The 18,655-nt window shown below is 68.6% G+C and carries 7 protein-coding genes; 1 reads left to right on the forward strand and 6 read right to left on the reverse strand.

What is annotated here, in order from left to right; genetic code table 11:
- Positions 1–93: 93 nt before the first annotated feature.
- The 4 genes from IEY60_RS16075 to IEY60_RS16090 all read right to left on the reverse strand — a co-directional run bounded on the left by IEY60_RS16075 (position 94) and on the right by IEY60_RS16090 (position 17,105).
- On the reverse strand, positions 94–13,386 hold the full coding sequence (locus tag IEY60_RS16075) for a non-ribosomal peptide synthetase (RefSeq protein ID WP_189028798.1): 13,293 nt from the start codon (positions 13,384–13,386) through the stop codon (positions 94–96).
- Between the two features lie 414 nt (positions 13,387–13,800).
- The gene (locus IEY60_RS16080; RefSeq protein ID WP_189028800.1) at positions 13,801–16,185 is read right to left on the reverse strand and encodes an ATP-binding cassette domain-containing protein; all 2,385 of its coding nucleotides are present in this window, start codon (positions 16,183–16,185) and stop codon (positions 13,801–13,803) included.
- A gap of 55 nt (positions 16,186–16,240) precedes the next feature.
- Entirely contained in the window at positions 16,241–16,651 is a 411-nt protein-coding gene (locus IEY60_RS16085; protein ID WP_189028802.1) for a VOC family protein, read from the reverse strand.
- Positions 16,652–16,661: 10 nt separating this feature from the next.
- The gene (locus IEY60_RS16090; protein ID WP_189028804.1) at positions 16,662–17,105 is read right to left on the reverse strand and encodes a helix-turn-helix transcriptional regulator; all 444 of its coding nucleotides are present in this window, start codon (positions 17,103–17,105) and stop codon (positions 16,662–16,664) included.
- A gap of 97 nt (positions 17,106–17,202) precedes the next feature.
- Between IEY60_RS16090 and IEY60_RS16095 the strand changes: the two genes are divergently transcribed.
- The gene (locus IEY60_RS16095) at positions 17,203–17,694 is read left to right on the forward strand and encodes a DinB family protein (RefSeq protein WP_189028807.1); all 492 of its coding nucleotides are present in this window, start codon (positions 17,203–17,205) and stop codon (positions 17,692–17,694) included.
- A 2-nt stretch (positions 17,695–17,696) separates the two neighbouring features.
- Here IEY60_RS16095 and IEY60_RS16100 read toward each other — a convergent pair whose 3' ends face one another.
- Together IEY60_RS16100 and IEY60_RS16105 are read right to left on the reverse strand one after the other, a co-directional pair.
- Positions 17,697–18,092 carry a MerR family transcriptional regulator gene (locus IEY60_RS16100; protein ID WP_189028809.1) on the reverse strand — a complete coding sequence of 132 codons (396 nt, stop codon included), beginning with the start codon at positions 18,090–18,092 and terminating at the stop codon, positions 17,697–17,699.
- A 9-nt stretch (positions 18,093–18,101) separates the two neighbouring features.
- Positions 18,102–18,647, reverse strand: coding sequence for a class I SAM-dependent methyltransferase (locus IEY60_RS16105; RefSeq protein WP_189028811.1), 546 nt, complete (start codon positions 18,645–18,647; stop codon positions 18,102–18,104).
- Positions 18,648–18,655: the final 8 nt, after the last annotated feature.

Raw genomic sequence — 18,655 nt, forward strand, 5'->3', positions numbered from 1 at the left:
GTGTGCGCGGGGTATCAGGCTATGCCTGCGGTCACAGCGGATACCAGAGCCGATCGCCGCGAGATAGGTCACATCCGCGCCGGCGACTTCTCGTCATCCTCGGCCTCCCAGATGTTCGTCGAGCACGCGCGCGATGAACGGCAGCACGTGTGGTGCGGTCAGTTCGTAGTGGGTGCCTTCGATGTCATGGTTGATGATTTCGCCGGTCACATACGGCTGCCAGCCGTCCGGGCCGAAGATGTCGGAGGTGTCGGTGATCGCGCTGAAATACAGGATGTCGCCGTCGAACACCGGGCGTCGGTATCCGGTTCGGGTTCGTGCCGATGCGTTGTACGACTCGGCAATCCGTTCGATGACGTCCGCGTCGATCAGCGATACGCCACCGAGTCGCTCGCGGATCAGGTCGGCGGCCTGTTGCGCGGTCGCGTCCGCGGGCACATCCTGGATGCCGACGACCGGGCCGAATGTGTTGACGAAGGCGCCCGCGGTGAGCCGCTCGATGCTGTCGCCGTCGATGTCGGCGGTATCGGCGTCCAGTAGCGCGACGATACCCACCGTGTCGCCTGCCTCCTGCAACTTGGTCGCGATGGCGTGCGCGATGAGCCCGCCGAATGACCAGCCGAGCAGGTGATACGGCCCCTCCGGCTGGATGGCGCGGATCTCGCGTATGTATCGGTCCGCGAACTCCTCTATCGAGCGCACGGGTGGTTCGCGGCCGCCCAGATCCGGAGCCTGCAGGCCGTAGATCGGTCGGCCGGGCCGCAATGCCTCCGCGAATCCGAGGTAGGTCCAGGATATTCCGGACGCCGGATGGATGCAGAACAACGCGGGCTCGGTGCCGTCGACCCGGATCGGCAGCAGCACATCGAGACCAAGGCCGCCCGGGATGGGCGCGGTCGCGGCCGCCGCGTGTGCCGCGGCGTCCTCGGCAGCGGCCGTCTGTGCCGCGGGAGTCTCGGCGAAATGCGCGGCCGCGCCGAGCGCGTCCATCCACAGGTCGGCCAGCTCGGCCACCGCGGCCGTGTCGAGCAGCGTTGCCGGGAACCCGAAGCTCGCCTCTAGCCGGTCGCCGATGACCACAGCGTTCACATCGAGAGCGGATTGCAGTGGCACGTCCGGATATTCGGCGACGTGCAGGTCGCCGAGTTCCGCGGTCGGGAGCCAGCCGAGGCGTTCCAGCCCGGCGGGGACGTCGCCCGTCGAGTAGCGGCCCAGGTAGTTGAAGCTGATCCGGCCGGGCAGACGTGCCGGAAGGCGTGCCGCCGTCTCGGGATTCAGGTAGCGCAGCAGGCCGAACCCGATGCCGTTGTCCGGCACCGCGGACAGCTGATTGCGCACCGCGCGGATCGCCGCGCCCATGGCAGGGCCGCCGGTCAGCGCGCCGTCGACATCGATGCCGGTGAGGTCGAGCCGCACCGGGTACAGGCTGGTGAACCACCCGATCGTGCGGGACAAGTCGGCGCCGGGGATCACTTGCTCCTGTCTGCCGTGGCCTTCGAGCCGCACCAGCACGGTGTCGTCGGCACCGCCGTGCCAGCGCATCAGAGCCAGCGCCAGGGTGGCGAGCAGGGCGTCGTCGGCGCCGCAGTGGAAGAGAGCGGGCAGCGTGGTGAGCAGCGCGCTGGTGACTTCGGCGGCTGACGCGCGTTCGACCGTGCGCAGGGTGCGCGTCTGATCGACGCCGGCGTCGAGCTCGCGGGAGCCGATCAGCGGGTCCGGGCGGTCCTCGATGACGCGCTGCCAGTAGCCGAGTTCGGAAACTCTCCTGTCCGAGCGTGATTCGTCGGCCAGTGCGTGCGACCAGCGCCGCATCGAGGTGCCGGTCTCGGCCAGAACCGGGGTGTCGCCGACCGACACCTGCGCCCACGCGGCGACCAGATCCGGGATCAGAATGCGCCAGGAGACGCTGTCGATGACGAGGTGATGCGCTACCACGATGAGTCGGCCCGCTCTGGTCCGTGCGCCTGCGCCGCCCACCGGGTCGAGCCAGACGAACTGCAGCACGATACCGTGTGCCGGATCGAGCCGGTTCATCGCGGAATCGAGCTCGGTCACCGTGTCTTCGCGTAGGTGGACCGAATCGACGGCGTCGAGCTCGACGCGATGGACGAGTGCGCCCACGTCGATCGAGCCGGGTTCGCCGACCAGCAGTCGCGGTGCTCCGTCCTCGGCTGTCGTCAACCGTGCGCGGAGCATGTCGTGCCGGTCGACGACAGCCGTGACAGTCGCGACGATCTGGTCGCGTTCGATGCCGACCGGCATTTCCAGTACCGCGGACTGTGCGAAGCGGTTGTAGTTGCCGCCACGCTCGAGCATGTAGTGCACGATCGGCGGAATGGGCATCTCGCCGACACCTCCGCCGGGCAGCTCGTCGAGCGTCACCACCGCACCCGCGACCTCGGTGGCGGTGGCGAGCGCGGCCACCGTGGGGTGTTCGAAGACCTGCAGCGGAGTGCAATTGATGCCCTGTTGCTTGGCCAGCGACACCAGCTGGATGGCGAGGATGCTGTCGCCGCCCAGCGCGAAGAACGAGTCGTCGGCGCCCACCACGTCGAGACCGAGCAGCGCGCCGAAAATCCCGGCGATGGCCTTTTCGGTGGGGGTCGACGGTGCGCGGTATTCGGCATGGTCGGCTGTGAATTCCGGTGCGGGCAGCGCCTTCCGGTCGAGTTTGCCGACCACAGTGAGCGGGATGCTGTCCAGCACGACGAAAGCGGACGGCACCATGTACGCGGGCAAGGTGTTCGCCGCGGCGGCGCGCACCCGCGCGACGTCGAGCTCGACTCCCCGCGTTGGCAGCAGGTAGGCCGCCAGCGCCGTCGCCCCGGTGGGACCGGGGACGCCGAGCGTCATCGCGAAGCCGACGTCCGCGGTACGCCCGAGTACGGCATCGATCTCGCCGAGCTCGATGCGCTGACCGCGCACCTTGACCTGGAAGTCGGTGCGGCCGATGTAGTCCAGTTCGACATTCGACCCGGAGCGCGTCCAGCGCACCAGATCACCGGTGCGGTACATCCGTTCGCCCGCCGCGCCGAAGGGATTCGCCATGAAGCGAGCGGCGGTCAGGCTCGGCCTGGCGTGATATCCGCGGGCCAGGCCAGGTCCCGCGAGGTACAGCTCACCCGGGACGCCGACCGGAACCGGGCGCAGCCGATCGTCGAGGACCAGGGCGGCTGTGCCTCGGATCGGCGTACCGATGGAGACCGGCTCGCCGACGACGAGAGGGTCGGAAGCCGTTGCCAAGATGGTGGTTTCGGTCAGGCCGTAGAGATCGACCATGGTGCGGTCCGCCGCCCAGCGTTCGACGAGTTCGGCCCCGACAGCCTCACCGGCTACCGCCAGCACCCGCACGCTCGGCACCTCGTCGGGTTCGATGGTGGCCAGTGCCGACGGCGTGATCACCATGTGGGTCACCCGTTCGGCCTCGATCAGCTCGCTCAGTGCGCTGCCGCCGAACACCTCCGGCGGCGACACCACCGAGGCGCCGCCGGTGCCGAACGCCATGACGGCCTCGAACAGCGACGCGTCGAAACTCGGTGAGGCCACCTGCAGGACTCGGGAGTGCTCGTCCAAGCCCAGCAGGTCACGCTGCGCCGCGACCATGTCGGCGAGCCCTCGATGGGACACCGAGACGCCCTTGGGTGTTCCGGTCGAGCCCGACGTGTAGATCAGCCACGCCGGGTTGTCCGGCCGGATCGGGGTGGGCAGCTCGCTATCGCGTACGGCGGTGCTGTGTGCACGGAACCAGCGTTCGACGAGCTCGGGGTCGTCGAGCACGAGCCAGGTCGTGTTGTTCGGCAGCATCGACCGGTAGGCGGCGACGGTGAGACCGACCCGGGTGCCGGAATCGGTCAGCATGTGCTTGATCCGCTCCCCCGGGTGCTTCGGGTCGATCGGCAAGAAGGCCGCCCCGATCTTCGCGGCCGCCCACAAGCCGGTGAGCAGTTCGGCGGAACGGGGCAGGCTCAGCGCCACTGAGGTTTCCGGCCCGGCGCCTGCTTCCAGCAACAGCCTCGCCAGCCGGTTGGCCTGCGCGTCGAGCTCCTGGTAGGTCGTCGTGTGTCCGGCGACGACCAGGGCGGCGCGCTCCGGGTATTGCGCGACGGAGGCCGCCAGCAGTTGAGAAAGCGTTGTCGTTCCACAACTTTCCGGGCCCCGCACCGGCACCAGGGCGCTGCGCTCGGTGCCGTCCAGGATGTCGATATCGGCGAGGCGCGCCTCGGGCTGGGTGAGGACGGTGGTGAGCACGTGCTGCCACCGGGTGGCCAGCGAGGCGACCGTCGCCTCGTCGAAAAGGTCGGTCGCGTAGGTCAGCACGCCATCCAGGCCGGCCGGTTCCGTCCCGGCGAAGCGCTCGCGCAGGTCCACTGTCAGGTCGAACTGCGAGGAGCGTCGGTCGAAATTCTCCACCTCGAACCGCAGGCCGGGCAGTTCGAGGACCGGCTCGACGAAGTTCTGCAGGGTCAGCAGAACCTGGAAGAACGGGTGGTGCGCGGTCGACCGGCTCGGGTTCAACGCCTGGACCAGCTGCTCGAACGGCACATCGGCGTTGCCGAACGCGTCCAGATCGGCCGACCGGACCGCGGTGAGGAACTCGGTGAATCCGACGCTCTGGTCGACTCGGGCACGCAGCGCAAGCGTGTTGACGAACATGCCGACGAGCTCGTCCAGCGCTTGCTCGCTGCGACCGGCGACCGGGGTGCCGATCACCACGTCATCGGTGGCGCCGAGCCGGGCCAGCAGGACCGCCAGCGTGGCGTGCACGACCATGAACGGGCTGACGTTGTGCGCGGTCGCGAATTGCACCAGGGCGCTGTGCAGCTCGAGGTCGATGGTGAACGCGTAGTCGGCGCTGCGCATCGAGTTCACCGCGGGGCGCGGGCGGTCGGCGGGAAGCTCGAGCAGCTCCGGCACCCCGGAGAGCGTGCGTGTCCAATATCGGATCTGCTCGGCGACAGTGGATTCCGGATCGGACTCGCTGCCGAGCAGCTCGCGATGCCAGAGTGCGAAGTCGGCGTACTGTACGGCAAGCGGCGCCCGAGCGGTGTCGGCTCCGGCCGACCGCGCCGAGTAGGCGGCGACGAGATCGGCGGCAAGGGGCGCCATCGACGCGCCGTCAGCGCTGATGTGATGCACCACCAGGACGACCACGTGTACCGGTGCGGAACTCGCGGGCACTGCGGAGTTTTCGGCGCCGCTCATGAAGTGACCAGAGCAGACCTGTGCGGCGCCCGCCGCGTGTTCGGCGGAGGTCGCAGCGGTACCCGGCGGGTGAGCCGTAGGTGAGACGACGCGGAAGACGCCAACGCGCAGCGGTGGTTCCCTGGTGACATCGAATCCGGTGCCCGCCACTGTGTTGATCCGATCGCGCAGCGGTGCACCGTCTTCGATGTCGAGCAGGGTGATGGCGGGAGCGGCCACCTCGGCATCGATCACTACCTGCCGCGGTCCCGCCTCGTCGGCGGGGTAGACGGTGCGCAGACTCTCGTGCCTGCCGACGACATCGGCGAGCGCCTGCCGCATGGCATCGACATCCAGTTCGCCGGTGAGCCGCAGCGCGACCGCGATGTTGTATGCGGGCGAGGCCGGATCCATGCGGTTGAGCACCCACATGCGCTGTTGCGCCGGAGACAGCGGGATCCGGTCCGGCCGGATCTGCGGGGCGAGAGCGCGGCGGCCGGGCTTGCCGTCGGTGGCCGGGACGACCCGCGCCGACAGTTGGCTGACGGTGGGCGCGTCGAACAGATCACGCAGCGTGATGGTCGACCCGAGTGCCGAATTCACCCGGGCGACCACCTTGGTCGCACTCAGCGAGTTGCCGCCGGATTCGAAGAACGGCTGGTCGATGCTCACCCGGTCGGCGCCGAGCACCTCGGCGAATACTGCGGCAACGGCTTCTTCCACCGGGGTGCGCGGCGCCAGATACGGACGGTGGGCGCCCGAGAAGTCGGGCAGCGGAAGGGCTGTGCGGTCCAGCTTGCCGACCGGGGTGAGCGGAATCGAATCCAGCTCGACGACGTAGCCGGGCACTATGTACCCGGGCAGTTCCGCGGCCAGCTGCACCCGCAGCCGCTCGGTATCCAATTCCGCCCCCTCGGCGGGCAGTACATAGGACACCAGCACTGTCTCCCCCGCCGGGTCGGTGTGCCCGATCGTCACCGCGTGTTCGACCTGCTCGTCGCGGGACAACGCCGCGTCGATCTCGCCCAGTTCGATCCGCAGGCCGCGGATCTTGACCTGGAAGTCGCTGCGGCCCAGGTATTCCAGTTCGAGTGCGCCGTTGTCGCCGGTGCTCCAGCGCACCATGTCGCCGGTCCGATACATCCGCTCGCCCGGCTCACCGTACGGGTCGGCGACGAAGCGCCCCGCCGTCATCGCGAACCGGTTGAAGTACCCGCGGGCGAGCGCCGGACCGGCCAGGTACAGCTCCCCCGCGACGCCCATCGGAACCGGGCGCAGCCAGGTGTCGAGCACCATCGTGGCGGCACCGTGGATCGGCCCGCCGATCGTGATCGGCTCGCCCACGACGAGTTCCGCCGACCCGGTCGCCATGATGCTGAATTCGGTGGGGCCGTACAGGTTTACCATTCGCCGGCCCGCCGACCACCGCTCGATCAGCTCCGGTGTCACGGCCTCACCGGCGACCGCCAAGCCGCGCAGCTGGTCCAAGTCGCTGGGGTCCATCGTGGCCAGCACCGACGGCGTGACGACCGCATGGGTCACCCGCTCGATGCGCAGCAGTCGTTCGAGCTCGGCGCCGCCGTAGACATCCGGCGGCGCCACCACGAGCCGCCCGCCCGCACCGTGCGTCGTCAACAGCTCGGCCACCGCGGCGTCGAAGCTGGGCGAGGCCACATGCAGTGCGCTCGCGGTCGCGTCCAGTTCGAGCGACTTGTTGTAGGCGGTCACGAAATTCGCGACTCCGCGGTGGCTGAGTAGCACAGCCTTCGGCGTGCCGGTGGAGCCCGAGGTGTAGATCAGGTAGGCCGTCTGATCGATCTCGACGGAGCTGCCGCGCTCCTCGTCGGTGACCGGAGCGCCGGAGACCGTCATCGCTGTCCGGATCGTGCCGGGGTCGTCGAGGAGCACCCAGTCGACGGTGCCGGGCAGCCTCTCGCGGATCGCAGTCACCGTCACACCGATCGGGGCCTTCGAGTCGGTGAGCATTTGCTCGATCCGTGCCACCGGATAGTGCGGATCCAGTGGCATGAAAGCCGCGCCCGTCTTGGCCAGCGCCCACACCGCGACCACCGATTCCAGAGATCGGGTGAGGGCGAGCGCGACGAATGCCTCTCGGCCGGCACCCCTGCGCAGCAGTATCCGGGCGATGCGGTTGGACCAGGCGTCGAGTTCACCGTAGGACATGGTGAGCTCGTCCACGCTGACCGCGATGGCGCCGCTGTCGATGCGCGCGCCGTCGGCGAGGATCTCGGGCAGGGTCCGCAACGGTACCGACTCCGGCCCGCGAACCGGCAGCAGTGCGGCGCGTTCCGCGTCGTCGCAGTGCTGCAGCTGCGAGACCAGTGCGCGCGGGTGCTCGGCGAGCTGGGTCAGCAGCCGGACGAAACGATCCAGCAGTGTCCGCGCCGCCGGGTGATCGAGCTTGTCGGCCATGAACTTCAGGGTGATGTGCAGCGTGTCAGGCCCCTCGGCGCCGCGTAGCGGAGTGACCATGAGGTTCAACGGGTACGCCGCCGCGTCGGTGACTTCGACATCGAGCACCCGCATCCCCGCGACGCCGAGCATCTGCGAGAGCATTTCCCGGTCGATCGGATAGGACTCGAAGACGACCATCGTGTCGAACAGTTCGGCAAGGCCGACCGCCTGGTGGATGGCCGCGAGCCCGACCTGCTGGTAGTCCATCAACCGGGCCTGCTCGGCCTGCAGCCGGGCCAGCAGCTCGACCACCCGCTCCGCGGGGTCGAGTCGTACGCGCACCGGCAGCGTATTGATGAACAGGCCGACCATCTCTTCGACGCCCGCCAGTTCCGGTGGCCTGCCGGAGACCGTCCCGCCGAACACGACGTCGGTCCGGCCGGTCAGCATGGCCAGCACCATCGCCCAGCCGGCCTGCACCAGGGTGTTCACCGTGGCGCCGGATTCGCGGGCAACCGTCTCCAACCGGGCGACCGTGCCGTGGGGCAGGTCGGTGGAGATCATCCCGGTCTCGGTGGACTCGATACCGTCCAGGCTCGCGACCGCGCGGGTCGGGGTATCCACGCCCGCCAGTGATCGCGCCCATGCGGCGACGGATGCCGCGTCGTCCTGGGTGCGCAGCCAGGACAGGAATTTCCGGTAGGGGTGGGCGGGCGGCAGCGCGGAGGCATCACCCGAGGTGACATACAGCGTCAGCAACTCGCGCACCAACAGTGGCCCCGACCAGCCGTCCAGCACGAGGTGATGATTGGTCAGCACGAAACGGTATATGTCGGCGGCGGTCCGGATGAGCAGGAAGCGCAACAGCGGTGGTCGGGTGAGATCGAATCGGGTATGCGCGTCCACGGCGAGCACCCGATCCAGCTCCCGCTGCCGCAGGTCGGCGTCCGGAATGCCGGTGAGATCCACCTCCTGCCAGTGGGCTTCCGCTTCGCCGAGAACGAGCTGGCGTGGCCCGTCGTCAGTTTCCACGAAGGCGACCCGCAGGTTGTCGTGCCGCGCCACCAACGCCTGCGCGGCGGCGCGCAAGCGGGACGCGTCCACCGTGCCCGCCAGGGTGAGAATCGACTGCACCGTGTAGCTGTCGGCGGTGTCGGGATCGTACAGAGCATGGAACAGCAGACCGAACTGCAGCGGCGAGAGCGGCCACACGTCCGCGACATTCGGATAGGTGTGGTCCCACCCGTCGATCTGCGGCTGAGTGATCGATACGAGGTCGAAGTCGGACGGCGTGTGACCACCGGCACCCGCGGTCTCGGCATGGTCGGCGAGCGCCCGCAGGGCATCTGTCCACAGTTCGGCGAGTTCGTCGACGGCGGCGGCGTCGAGCAACCGAGAGGCGTAGGACCAGGTCACTTCCAGACCGCTGTCGGTCCGGACGGCGGTGATGTCGACAACGGCGGCCAACGGGGCCCGGTCGTCCTGCGCTGCCACGAAGCGTTGCGGGAGAAAGGCTTCGGGTGTGCCGTCGCTCGTTGTCCGGTCGAGGTAGTCGAAGCGGACCTGGGGGGTGGGTGCGCCCGCGAGCGCGTCGGCGGTGTCGGTGTTCAGGTAGCGCAGTATGCCGAAGCCGATGCCGTGGTCGGGCAGGGCTCGCAGCTGCTCCTTGACGGCCTTGATCGCGGCGCCTGCCGCCGCGCCGCCCGCGAACGCGTCGGCAAGGTCGATACCGGTCCGGTCGAGGGCAACCGGGTGCATGCTGGTGAAACAGCCCACTGTGCGCGCGAGATCCGCGCCGGGCAGGATGGCCGCTACGCGGTCGTGGCCCACCAGCGTGCACAGCGCGGCGGCCCGGTCGCGCCGGCGACCCAGCGCCATCGTGAGTGCGGTGAGCAGCACATCGTCGGGGCTGCAATGGAATCGGTCGGGCGCGGCGGCGAGCACGATGTTCGCGACATCCGGTGCGATGGTCGTCTGCCGATGCGCGATCGTGGCGACCACATCGACAGCGGGATCGAGGGTGCCGGAGCCGAGCGCCGGATCGGGTGTCGCCAGAACGCGCTGCCAGATCGGAAGTTCGCCGACGCGCTCGCCCGCGTGCGCGAGCTGACCGTGCGCCCAGCGCCGGAACGAGGTGCCGCCCGGGGCCAGGACGCCGCCCCGTGCCGCTGTGGCCAGGTCCGCCGCCAGAATTCGCCAGGAGAGCTCGTCGGTGACGAGCTGGTGCATGACCAGCCAGCACAGGGGGTCGGCGTCGGCCCGCTCGAGCAGGACGAACCGCGCGACGACACCGGACTCGGGGTCGAGCAGGTCGGCAGCGCGCCGCACTGCGCGTTCGCAGGTCTCCTCGTGTTCCGGACCCGCCGCCACGACCTCCACCAGCGTCTCGGCATCGATCGAACCGCGGTCGGCGACAACCCATTCCCAGCCTTCATCGCCGTGCCGCAACGAGGAACGCAGCAGGTGGTGGTGGTCGACCAGTGCCTGCACGGCAGCGCCGAGTCGCGCTCGCTCGATACCCGTGGGCAAGCTGATCACTACCGCCTGGCTGAACCGGCGCCACGTATCCCCCTGGTCCAGCATCGCGTGCACGATCGGTGTGAGCTCGACAGTGCCGACGCCGCCACCGGGCAATTCGTGCACCACCTGTGCCGGTACCTCGGTGGCCACAACTGCCAGCGCGGCGACAGTCTTGCGCTCGAAAACATCCCGGGCACTGAACCCGAGCCCGGCTGCCTTCGCCCGTGACACCAGCTGGATCGAGACGATGCTGTCCCCGCCGAGCGCGAAGAAGCTCTCGTCGACACCCACCGCCTGCCGCCCCAGCACCTCGGCGAACAGCGCGGCCAGTGCTTGCTCGCGCGGAGTCGACGGCGCGCGGCTGACAGTCGCGCGGCGGCCTGCGTCGGGTGCGGGCAATGCCGTGCGGTCTACCGTGCCGAGCGGAGTGAGCGGAATGTGGTCCAGCACCACGACGACCGCGGGCACCATGTAGGCCGGAAGCGATTCACCGGCAGCCGCTTTCAGTGCCTCCGGATGCATCTCGGCTCCCGGCCTGGGTAGCACGTAAGACACCAGCTCGGTGGCGCCGGAATCGGTCCGGACGCCGAGGGTGATCGCGAAATCTATGTCCGGGTGCCGTCGTAGTGCCGCGTCGATTTCGCCCAGCTCGATGCGGAAGCCACGCACCTTCACCTGGAAATCGCTGCGGCCCTGGTATTCCAGCTCCAGCCTGCCCTCTCGGGTGTTCCAGCGCACCAGGTCGCCGGTCCGGTACATCCGCGCGCCGGGCTCGTACGGGTTGGCGACGAATCGTGCAGCCGTGAGTCCGTTGCGCTGGTGGTAGCCGCGCGCCACTCCGGGGCCTGCGAGGTACAGCTCACCCGTCGTATTCGGGGGGACAGGTCGCAGCCACGGGTCGAGCACGACGCCGGAGACCCCGCGCACGAGGCTGCCGATGGTGATCGGCGTGGCAGGCGTGAGGGCTTCGCTCACGGTCACGGTCACGGTGGTTTCCGTCGGGCCGTACGCGTTCAGCAGGGACCGCCCTGACCATTTCGCCACCAACTCGGGCGGGCAGGCGTCACCACCGACAACCACCGTGGACAGTTCGGGCAGCGTCTTCGGATCCAACGACCCCACCACCGCAGGCGTGACATCGAGATGGGTGACCCGGTGCGCGCGCAGCACCTCCGCCAGGTCCTCGCCCGCAGCGGCCGACGGCGGCACGACGACCAGCGTGGCACCCGCGGCGAGGGTCACCAGGACCTCCTCGACCGAGATATCGAAGCTGGGCGAGACAGCATGCGCCACAACGGAATCTGCGTCGATGCGGAACTCGGTGCCGGAGCTCGCGACCAGATCGGCCAAGCCACGGTGTGAGACCACCACACCTTTGGGCAACCCGGTCGATCCGGAGGTGTAGATGAGGTACGCGGCTTGGTCCAGCTGCACGGCGGCGCGGCGCTCGGTGTCGGTGATCGCCGCCGCGTCCTGCTCGGCCACCTCGATCAGGGTTGCCTCGTCGTCGAGTATCAGCCAGTCGACCCGGTCCGGCAGCGACTGCCGGACGGCCGCGACGGTTACGCCCGCCACGACACCGCTGTCGCCGAGCATGTGCTCGATACGGTCGGCGGGATAGGTCGGATCGATCGGCACGAACGCCGCGCCGGTCTTCGCCACCGCGATCATCGCCGACACCGACTCCGCCGAACGCGGAATCGAGATCGCCACGGTGCGTTCCGGTCCGGCACCGGCCGCGATCAGCACCCGGGCCAGCCGATTCGTGTACTCGTCGACTCCACGGTAGGACAGTGTGGTCTCGCCGCTGCGGATCGCGACTGCGTCACGATCGAGTGCCGCACCGGCAGCGAGGATGTCGGGCAGCGAACGAGGTGCGACACCTTCCGGCCCGCGTACGGGGGCAAGCTCGGTCTGCTCGTCGTCGGACACGACCGGCACTGTCCAGAGTGCCGCGTCCGGCCCCGCGGCGAGGAACTGGTGCAGGAACAGCAGGAACCTGCGATGGTGCGCCGCCAATTCGACGTCGCTGTACAGGTTTCTGTTGCCCTGGAAGTCGATGTGGGTGCTCTCACCCCCCACCCCGGGATACAGGTTGACGAAGAGATCTTCGATCAGCCCGGAGGTCAGCACATGCACCCGTCCGGTGACCGCGCCGAGCTGGATCCGGGTGTCCACCATCATCAGGTTCACCGACGGCCCGAACGATGCGGGTTCGTCCATCGGCCAGCCGAGATCGCGAACGATGTCCTCCTGGCGGTATCGCTGTCGCCGCAATGCGCCGGTGAGCTCACTCTGCGCAGCGCGGATCACGTCGCCGACCGAGGTGGTCGGCGACAGGGTGAGCCGCACCGGGACGACATTGGCGACCATGCCACCGGAACGTCGTAGGCTCGCCGTGGTGCGCGCCGAAACAGGAAGGCTCAGCACCACCTCTCCGGCTCCGGTCATGGCGGCGAGGTACGCGCCGAACGCGGCGACCACGGTCGGCGCGACGCCCGAGGAGGCAGCTTTCGCGACAGAGTCCAGCAGCGCGGCCATGTCGCTGGTCAGCGCGCCCGCGACGCGCCTCGGCTGCGCGTCGACATCGGCGATGCGCCCGGCAAGGCTCACCGGGTCGGCCATCCCGCCGAGGTGCTCGCGCCAATACTCCCGGTCGGCCACGAACCGATCCGAGCTGCGATAGGCCACATCGGCGTCGACGATCTTGCGGAGGTGATCGGCCTTGGCCGCCGGTGGCTCCCTGCCCTTGATCGCCGCGTTGTAGAGCTCGCTGGTGCGCTGCACCAGGGCCACCGCGCCCATACCGTCCAACACGATGTGGTGGATCCGCGTGTAGCAGAACCAGCGGTTGTCGGCGATCCGCAGCATGGCACCACAGACCAGGCGATCGGTGGTCAGGTTCAGCGGCGCCGCGTACTCCGCGCACATCCAGGTGTGCGCAGCGGTGACCGGATCGGGTTTGTCACGGAAATCCAGGACCACCGGACTTTCGTCCAGCGTGGTATCGACCAGCTGGTAGGGATACCCGCTGACCTCGATCAGCCGCAGATACCCGGTACCGAACTCGCGCCCGGCCTGGCGCGCAGCCTCCGCCAGCACCTCGAGGTCGATCGGCCCTTCCATGTCGATGTACTGCGCGATGGAAAAGGGGATGTCGCCCGCGAGTTGCTGGGCGAACCAGATGCCGTGTTGAGCCGCCGACAGCTCGAATGCGCCCTCGGGTAAACCGGGGCCGGTCTCGGTGGGCGACAGGGAAGGCTGTTGCATGATGACGAGTCCTAGCGCCGCGTAGCAGGCGACAAGTCAATTCTGGACCTGTCCGGCCAATGCCGGAAGGGCATTGCCGACGCTGCGCGAGATCGCCCAGTGGGATCGCTCAGCCGGTCCGTGCCTGGTCAGGCGGCCTTGTGCTGCCGGACTGGCAGTCGTCGGTCCGGCAGATGCACCGCGCAGCGGGGCATGCTCTCACCGACGTGCCGGCGAAGGTGCGGGCTGAAGACCCGGTGTGGTCGGGCGGACATCGATTCCATCGGCAGTCGACCGATCCAGACATCGACACCGTCGACATCCTCGACACTACCGCTGCCTGTTTGCTGAGAGGTCACGGCCGCGCTCTGGGGTAGTCGATATCGAGCCTCCTCCCCCCGGGTTCCTGTGGCCCGAGGGGGGAGGCGAGCGGGGTCAGGCGCCTACATAGTCGGCGAGGTGTTCGCCGGTGAGGGTGGAGCGGGCGGCGACGAGGTCGGCGGGGGTGCCTTCGAAGACGATCTGGCCGCCGTCGTGGCCCGCGCCGGGGCCGAGGTCGATGATCCAGTCGGCGTGGGCCATGACCGCCTGGTGGTGTTCGACGACGATGACGGATTTGCCCGCGTCGACGAGGCGGTCCAGGAGGCCGAGGAGTTGTTCGACGTCGGCCAGGTGCAGGCCGGTGGTGGGTTCGTCGAGGATGTAGACGCCGCCCTTGTCGGACATGTGGGTGGCCAGCTTCAGGCGCTGACGTTCACCGCCGGACAGGGTGGTCAGCGGCTGGCCGATGGTGAGGTAGCCGAGGCCGACCTCGGTGAGGTGGGTGAGGATCTTGTGGGCGGCGGGGGTGCGGGCTTCCCCGTCGCCGAAGAACTCGCGCGCCTCGTCGACGGGCATCGACAGCACTTCGCTGATGTTCTTGCCCGCGAAGGTGTATTCGAGCACCTCGGCCATGAACCGCTTGCCCTCGCACACCTCACACACGGTGGACACGCCCGCCATCATCGCCAGGTCGGTGTAGACGACGCCCGCGCCGTTGCAGTTCGGGCACGCGCCTTCGGAATTCGCGCTGAACAGGGCCGGTTTCGCGCCGGTCGCCTTGGCGAAGGCCTTGCGGATGTGGTCGAGCAGACCGGTGTAGGTGGCGGGGTTGCTGCGGCGCGAGCCCTTGATGGGGGCCTGGTCGATGGAGATGACGCCCTCGTCGATCGGGATCGAGCCGTGCACGAGCGAGCTCTTGCCCGAGCCGGCGACACCGGTGATCGCGACCAGCACACCGAGCGGGATGTCGACGTCGACTTCGCGCAGGTTGTTGGCCGTGGCGCCGCGAATCTTCAAGGCGCCGTCGGACTTACGCACCGTGTCCTTGACGGCGGCGCGGTCGTCGAAGTGGCGGCCGGTGACGGTGTCGCTGGCGCGCAGACCGTCGACGGATCCTTCGAAGCAGATGGTGCCGCCCTTGGAACCGGCGGCGGGGCCGAGGTCGACGATGTGGTCGGCGATCGCGATGGTCTCGGGCTTGTGCTCGACGACCAGGACGGTGTTGCCCTTGTCGCGCAGGCGCAGCAGCAGGTCGTTCATGCGCTGGATGTCGTGCGGGTGCAGGCCTGCGGTGGGCTCGTCGAAGACGTAGGTGACGTCGGTCAGCGAGGAGCCGAGGTGGCGGATCATCTTGACGCGCTGGGCTTCACCGCCGGACAGTGTGCCCGACGGCCGCGACAGCGACAGGTAGCCGAGGCCGATCTCGACGAACGAGTCCAGGGTCTTGCGCAGCGATTCCAGCAGCGGCGCGACCGAGGGGTCTTCGATGCCCTTGACCCATTCGGCGAGGTCGGTGATCTGCATGGCGCAGGCGTCGGCGATGCTGGTGCCGTCGATCTTGGAGGAGCGGGCTTCGGCGCTGAGCCGGGTGCCGTCGCAGTCGGGGCAGGTGCCGAAGGTGACGGCGCGTTCGACGAAGGCGCGCACGTGCGGCTGCAGCGCCTCGACGTCCTTGGACAGCATCGACTTGCGGATCTTGGGGATCAGGCCCTCGTAGGTGAGGTTGATGCCGTCGACCTTGATCTTGGTCGGTTCCTTGTAGAGCAGGTCGGCGAGCTGCTTCTTGGTGTACTTCTTGATCGGCTTGGCCGGGTCGAAGAAGCCGCTGCCCTTGTAGATGCGGCCCATCCAGCCGTCCATGCTGTAGCCGGGGATGGTGAACGGACCCTCGTCGAGGGACTTGTTCTCGTCGTAGAGCTGGGTCAGGTCGATGTCGTTGACGGTGCCCTTGCCCTCGCAGTTGGGACACATGCCGCCGGTGATGGTGAAGCTGCGGCGTTCCTTGACGGTGACACCGTGCTTCTCGACGGCGACCGCGCCCGAGCCGCTGATCGAGGCGACATTGAAGGAGAAGGCCTGCGAGGAGCCGATGTGCGGGTCGCCGAGGCGGCTGAACAGGATCCGCAGCATCGCGTTGGCGTCGGTGACGGTGCCGACGGTGGAGCGCGGGTCGGCGCCGAGGCGGGACTGGTCGACCAGGATCGCGGTGGTGAGGCCTTCGAGGACGTCGACGTCGGGACGCGACTGGCTGGGCATGAAGCCCTGCACGAACGCGCTGTAGGTCTCGTTGATGAGGCGCTGCGATTCGGCGGCGATGGTGCCGAAGACCAGTGAGCTCTTGCCGGAACCGGAGACGCCGGTGAAGACGGTGAGCCTGCGCTTGGGAAGCTCGACGCTGACGTCGCGCAGGTTGTTGACGCGCGCGCCGTGCACGCGGATCAGGTCGTGGCTGTCGGCCGGCTCCACGGTCGCGGTGCTGGACTTCTTGGCCGTGCTCATGAGTCTCCCTCGGTCAGTCGGCGTCGCCGGATATCGAATCTACCGGCGGTCGGGCTTACTTGGCCTGCTGGATTCGGACCATGTTGCCCGCGGGGTCGCGGAAGGCGCAGTCACGGACGCCGTAGGGCTGATCGGTGGGTTCCTGGACCACCTCGATGTCGCCTGCCTGGAGCTTCTCGAACAGCCCGTCGAGGTCGTCGGTGGCGAGGTTGATCCCGGCGTAGGTGCCTTTGGCCATCATCTCCGTGATGACGCGGCGTTCCTCGTCGGTGATGCCGGGGTCGGCGGCGGGCGGGGTCAGCACGAGGGAGGTGTCTGGTTGGCCGGCGGGGCCGACGACGATCCAGCGCAGACCGCCGTAGCCGACGTCGCTGCGGACCTCGAAGCCGAGGGCGTCGCGGTAGAAGGCGAGCGCGGCGTCGGGGTCGTCCTGCGGGAGGTAGCTCTGGTGAATGGTGATGTTCATGGCGACCACGCTAATTGCCTGCCGAAGCCTGCGCTTCTTGATTCCTGATCGGTCTGGTCACCCGCTTGACCACGCACGATGGCATTCCCTGGGTCGCTGCGGCGTGCTCTTGGCGGTAGACACTGGGCGGCACGCCGACGAGTTCGGTGAAGCGCGTACTGAAGGTGCCCAGCGACGAGGAGCCGACGGCGAAGCAGACTTCGGTGACGCTCAGGTCCCCGCGCCGCAGCAGCGCCATGGCGCGTTCGATGCGGCGGGTCATCAGGTAGGAGTACGGCGATTCGCCGTAGGCGATGCGGAACTGGCGACTGAGGTGCCCGGCGGACATGTGCACGCCGCGCGCGAGCGCTTCGACGTCGAGCGGCTGGGCGTATTCGCGATCGATGCGGTCGCGGACGCGGCGCAGCAGTGCAAGATCCCTGAGATGCTGGGGCCGCTCCGGGGTGCTGGTCACATGCGCGATCGTCTCACGTCCGGACGGGGTTTCCCAGCACCGTAGGTGTCCGACCCTGCTGGCACCATCGCTGTTCGTGATGACGAATGAACGGCCGATGCCGCCGCTGAATGCCGACGAGCGCGCGACGCTGGAGGGGTGGCTGGACTTCTACCGGGCGACGCTGGCGGGCAAGTGCCAGGGACTCGATGACGCTCAGCTACGTGTCGCCGCCGCGGCGCCTTCTGCGCTGACCCTGCTCGGCCTGCTCCAGCACATGGCCGAGGTCGAGCGCAACTGGTTCCGCAGAGTCCTCGCCGGGGAGACTGCCCCGCCGATCCACGACCCGGATGCCGACACCGAGGGGCACGACGGTGGGTTCGAGGTATTCGACCATTCGACCTACGACACCGCCCTGGTTGTCTGGAACGACGAGATCGCCCACGCCCGCCGCAACTGCGCCGTGCGTCAGTTGGACGACACGAGTCCGTTCATGGCTGGCCGGGTGAGTTTGCGCTGGATCTACACGCACATGATCGCCGAGTACGCCCGCCACTGCGGCCATGCCGATCTCATCCGCGAACGCATCGACGGAGCCACGGGCGTCTGAACTCAGTCTCGTACGGCGGCGATCTGGTCGAGGAAGTGTGGGCAGGTGCGGAAGTCCTCGGCGTCGCAGTCGAGGACGTGGGTGATCGCGTCGAGGGCGGCTCGGGTGCGGGCGAGTTGGTCGGTCAGGCGGGTGCGGTGGGCTTGCAGGACCTGTCGGCGGGTGGCGCGGTCGGGGGCGCGGGTGAACAGGATGGCGAGGTCGTCCAGGGACAGGCCCGCCTTCTTGCCGAGGACGATCATCGCGATGGTGTCCAGATCGGTGTCGCGGTAGCGGCGCCGGCCCGCGGAGTCGCGTTCGGGGGTGAGCAGTCCGCAGTCTTCCCAGTGCCGCAGGACATGCGTGGGGAGACCGAAGTGTGCTGCCGCCACGCCGATCGTGGTGTGTTCACCCGCCATCTGTCGACCCTATGCCGTGGCGCGGTAGCGGGTGATGACCGCGACGGGATGCCATGGGAGCCGGACGGTTTCGGTGTCGACGGTGCCGAAGTGCGTGCGCAGCGCCTGCTGGATCGCTGCGGTGCGGGCGAACCGGAAGTCGTAGATCGTGAGGGTGCCGCCGGGTCGCAGAATCCGGTGTAGTTCGCGGGTGGCTGCGCCGAGGTCAGGCCATTCGTGCATGCTCAGGCTGGAGACGGCGAAGTCGATGGTGGCGTCGGGGTGTGGCAGGTCGCCGACATCGGCGACGGCGAGTTCGGCGGGGTGGCCGTCGAGGTTGCGGTGGGCGATCTCGATCATGTGCGGGGACAGATCGATGCCGTGCAGACGAAGATCTGGGCGCCGGGTCGCCAAGGTGGACAACAGTTTTCCCGGGCCCGTGCCGATGTCGACGACGGTGGCGCCCTGGGCGGTCGCGGTGTCGATGTCGGCGGCGATGCGCCGGTACAGGCTGCCGAGCAGGCGGGTGGCGCGGCGGTCGTAGCCGGCGCTCTGTGCAGAGCCGAAGGTGGTCATGGGACCAC

The organism is Nocardia rhizosphaerihabitans (assembly GCF_014646295.1).
In the GTDB taxonomy this organism is placed as follows: domain Bacteria; phylum Actinomycetota; class Actinomycetes; order Mycobacteriales; family Mycobacteriaceae; genus Nocardia; species Nocardia rhizosphaerihabitans.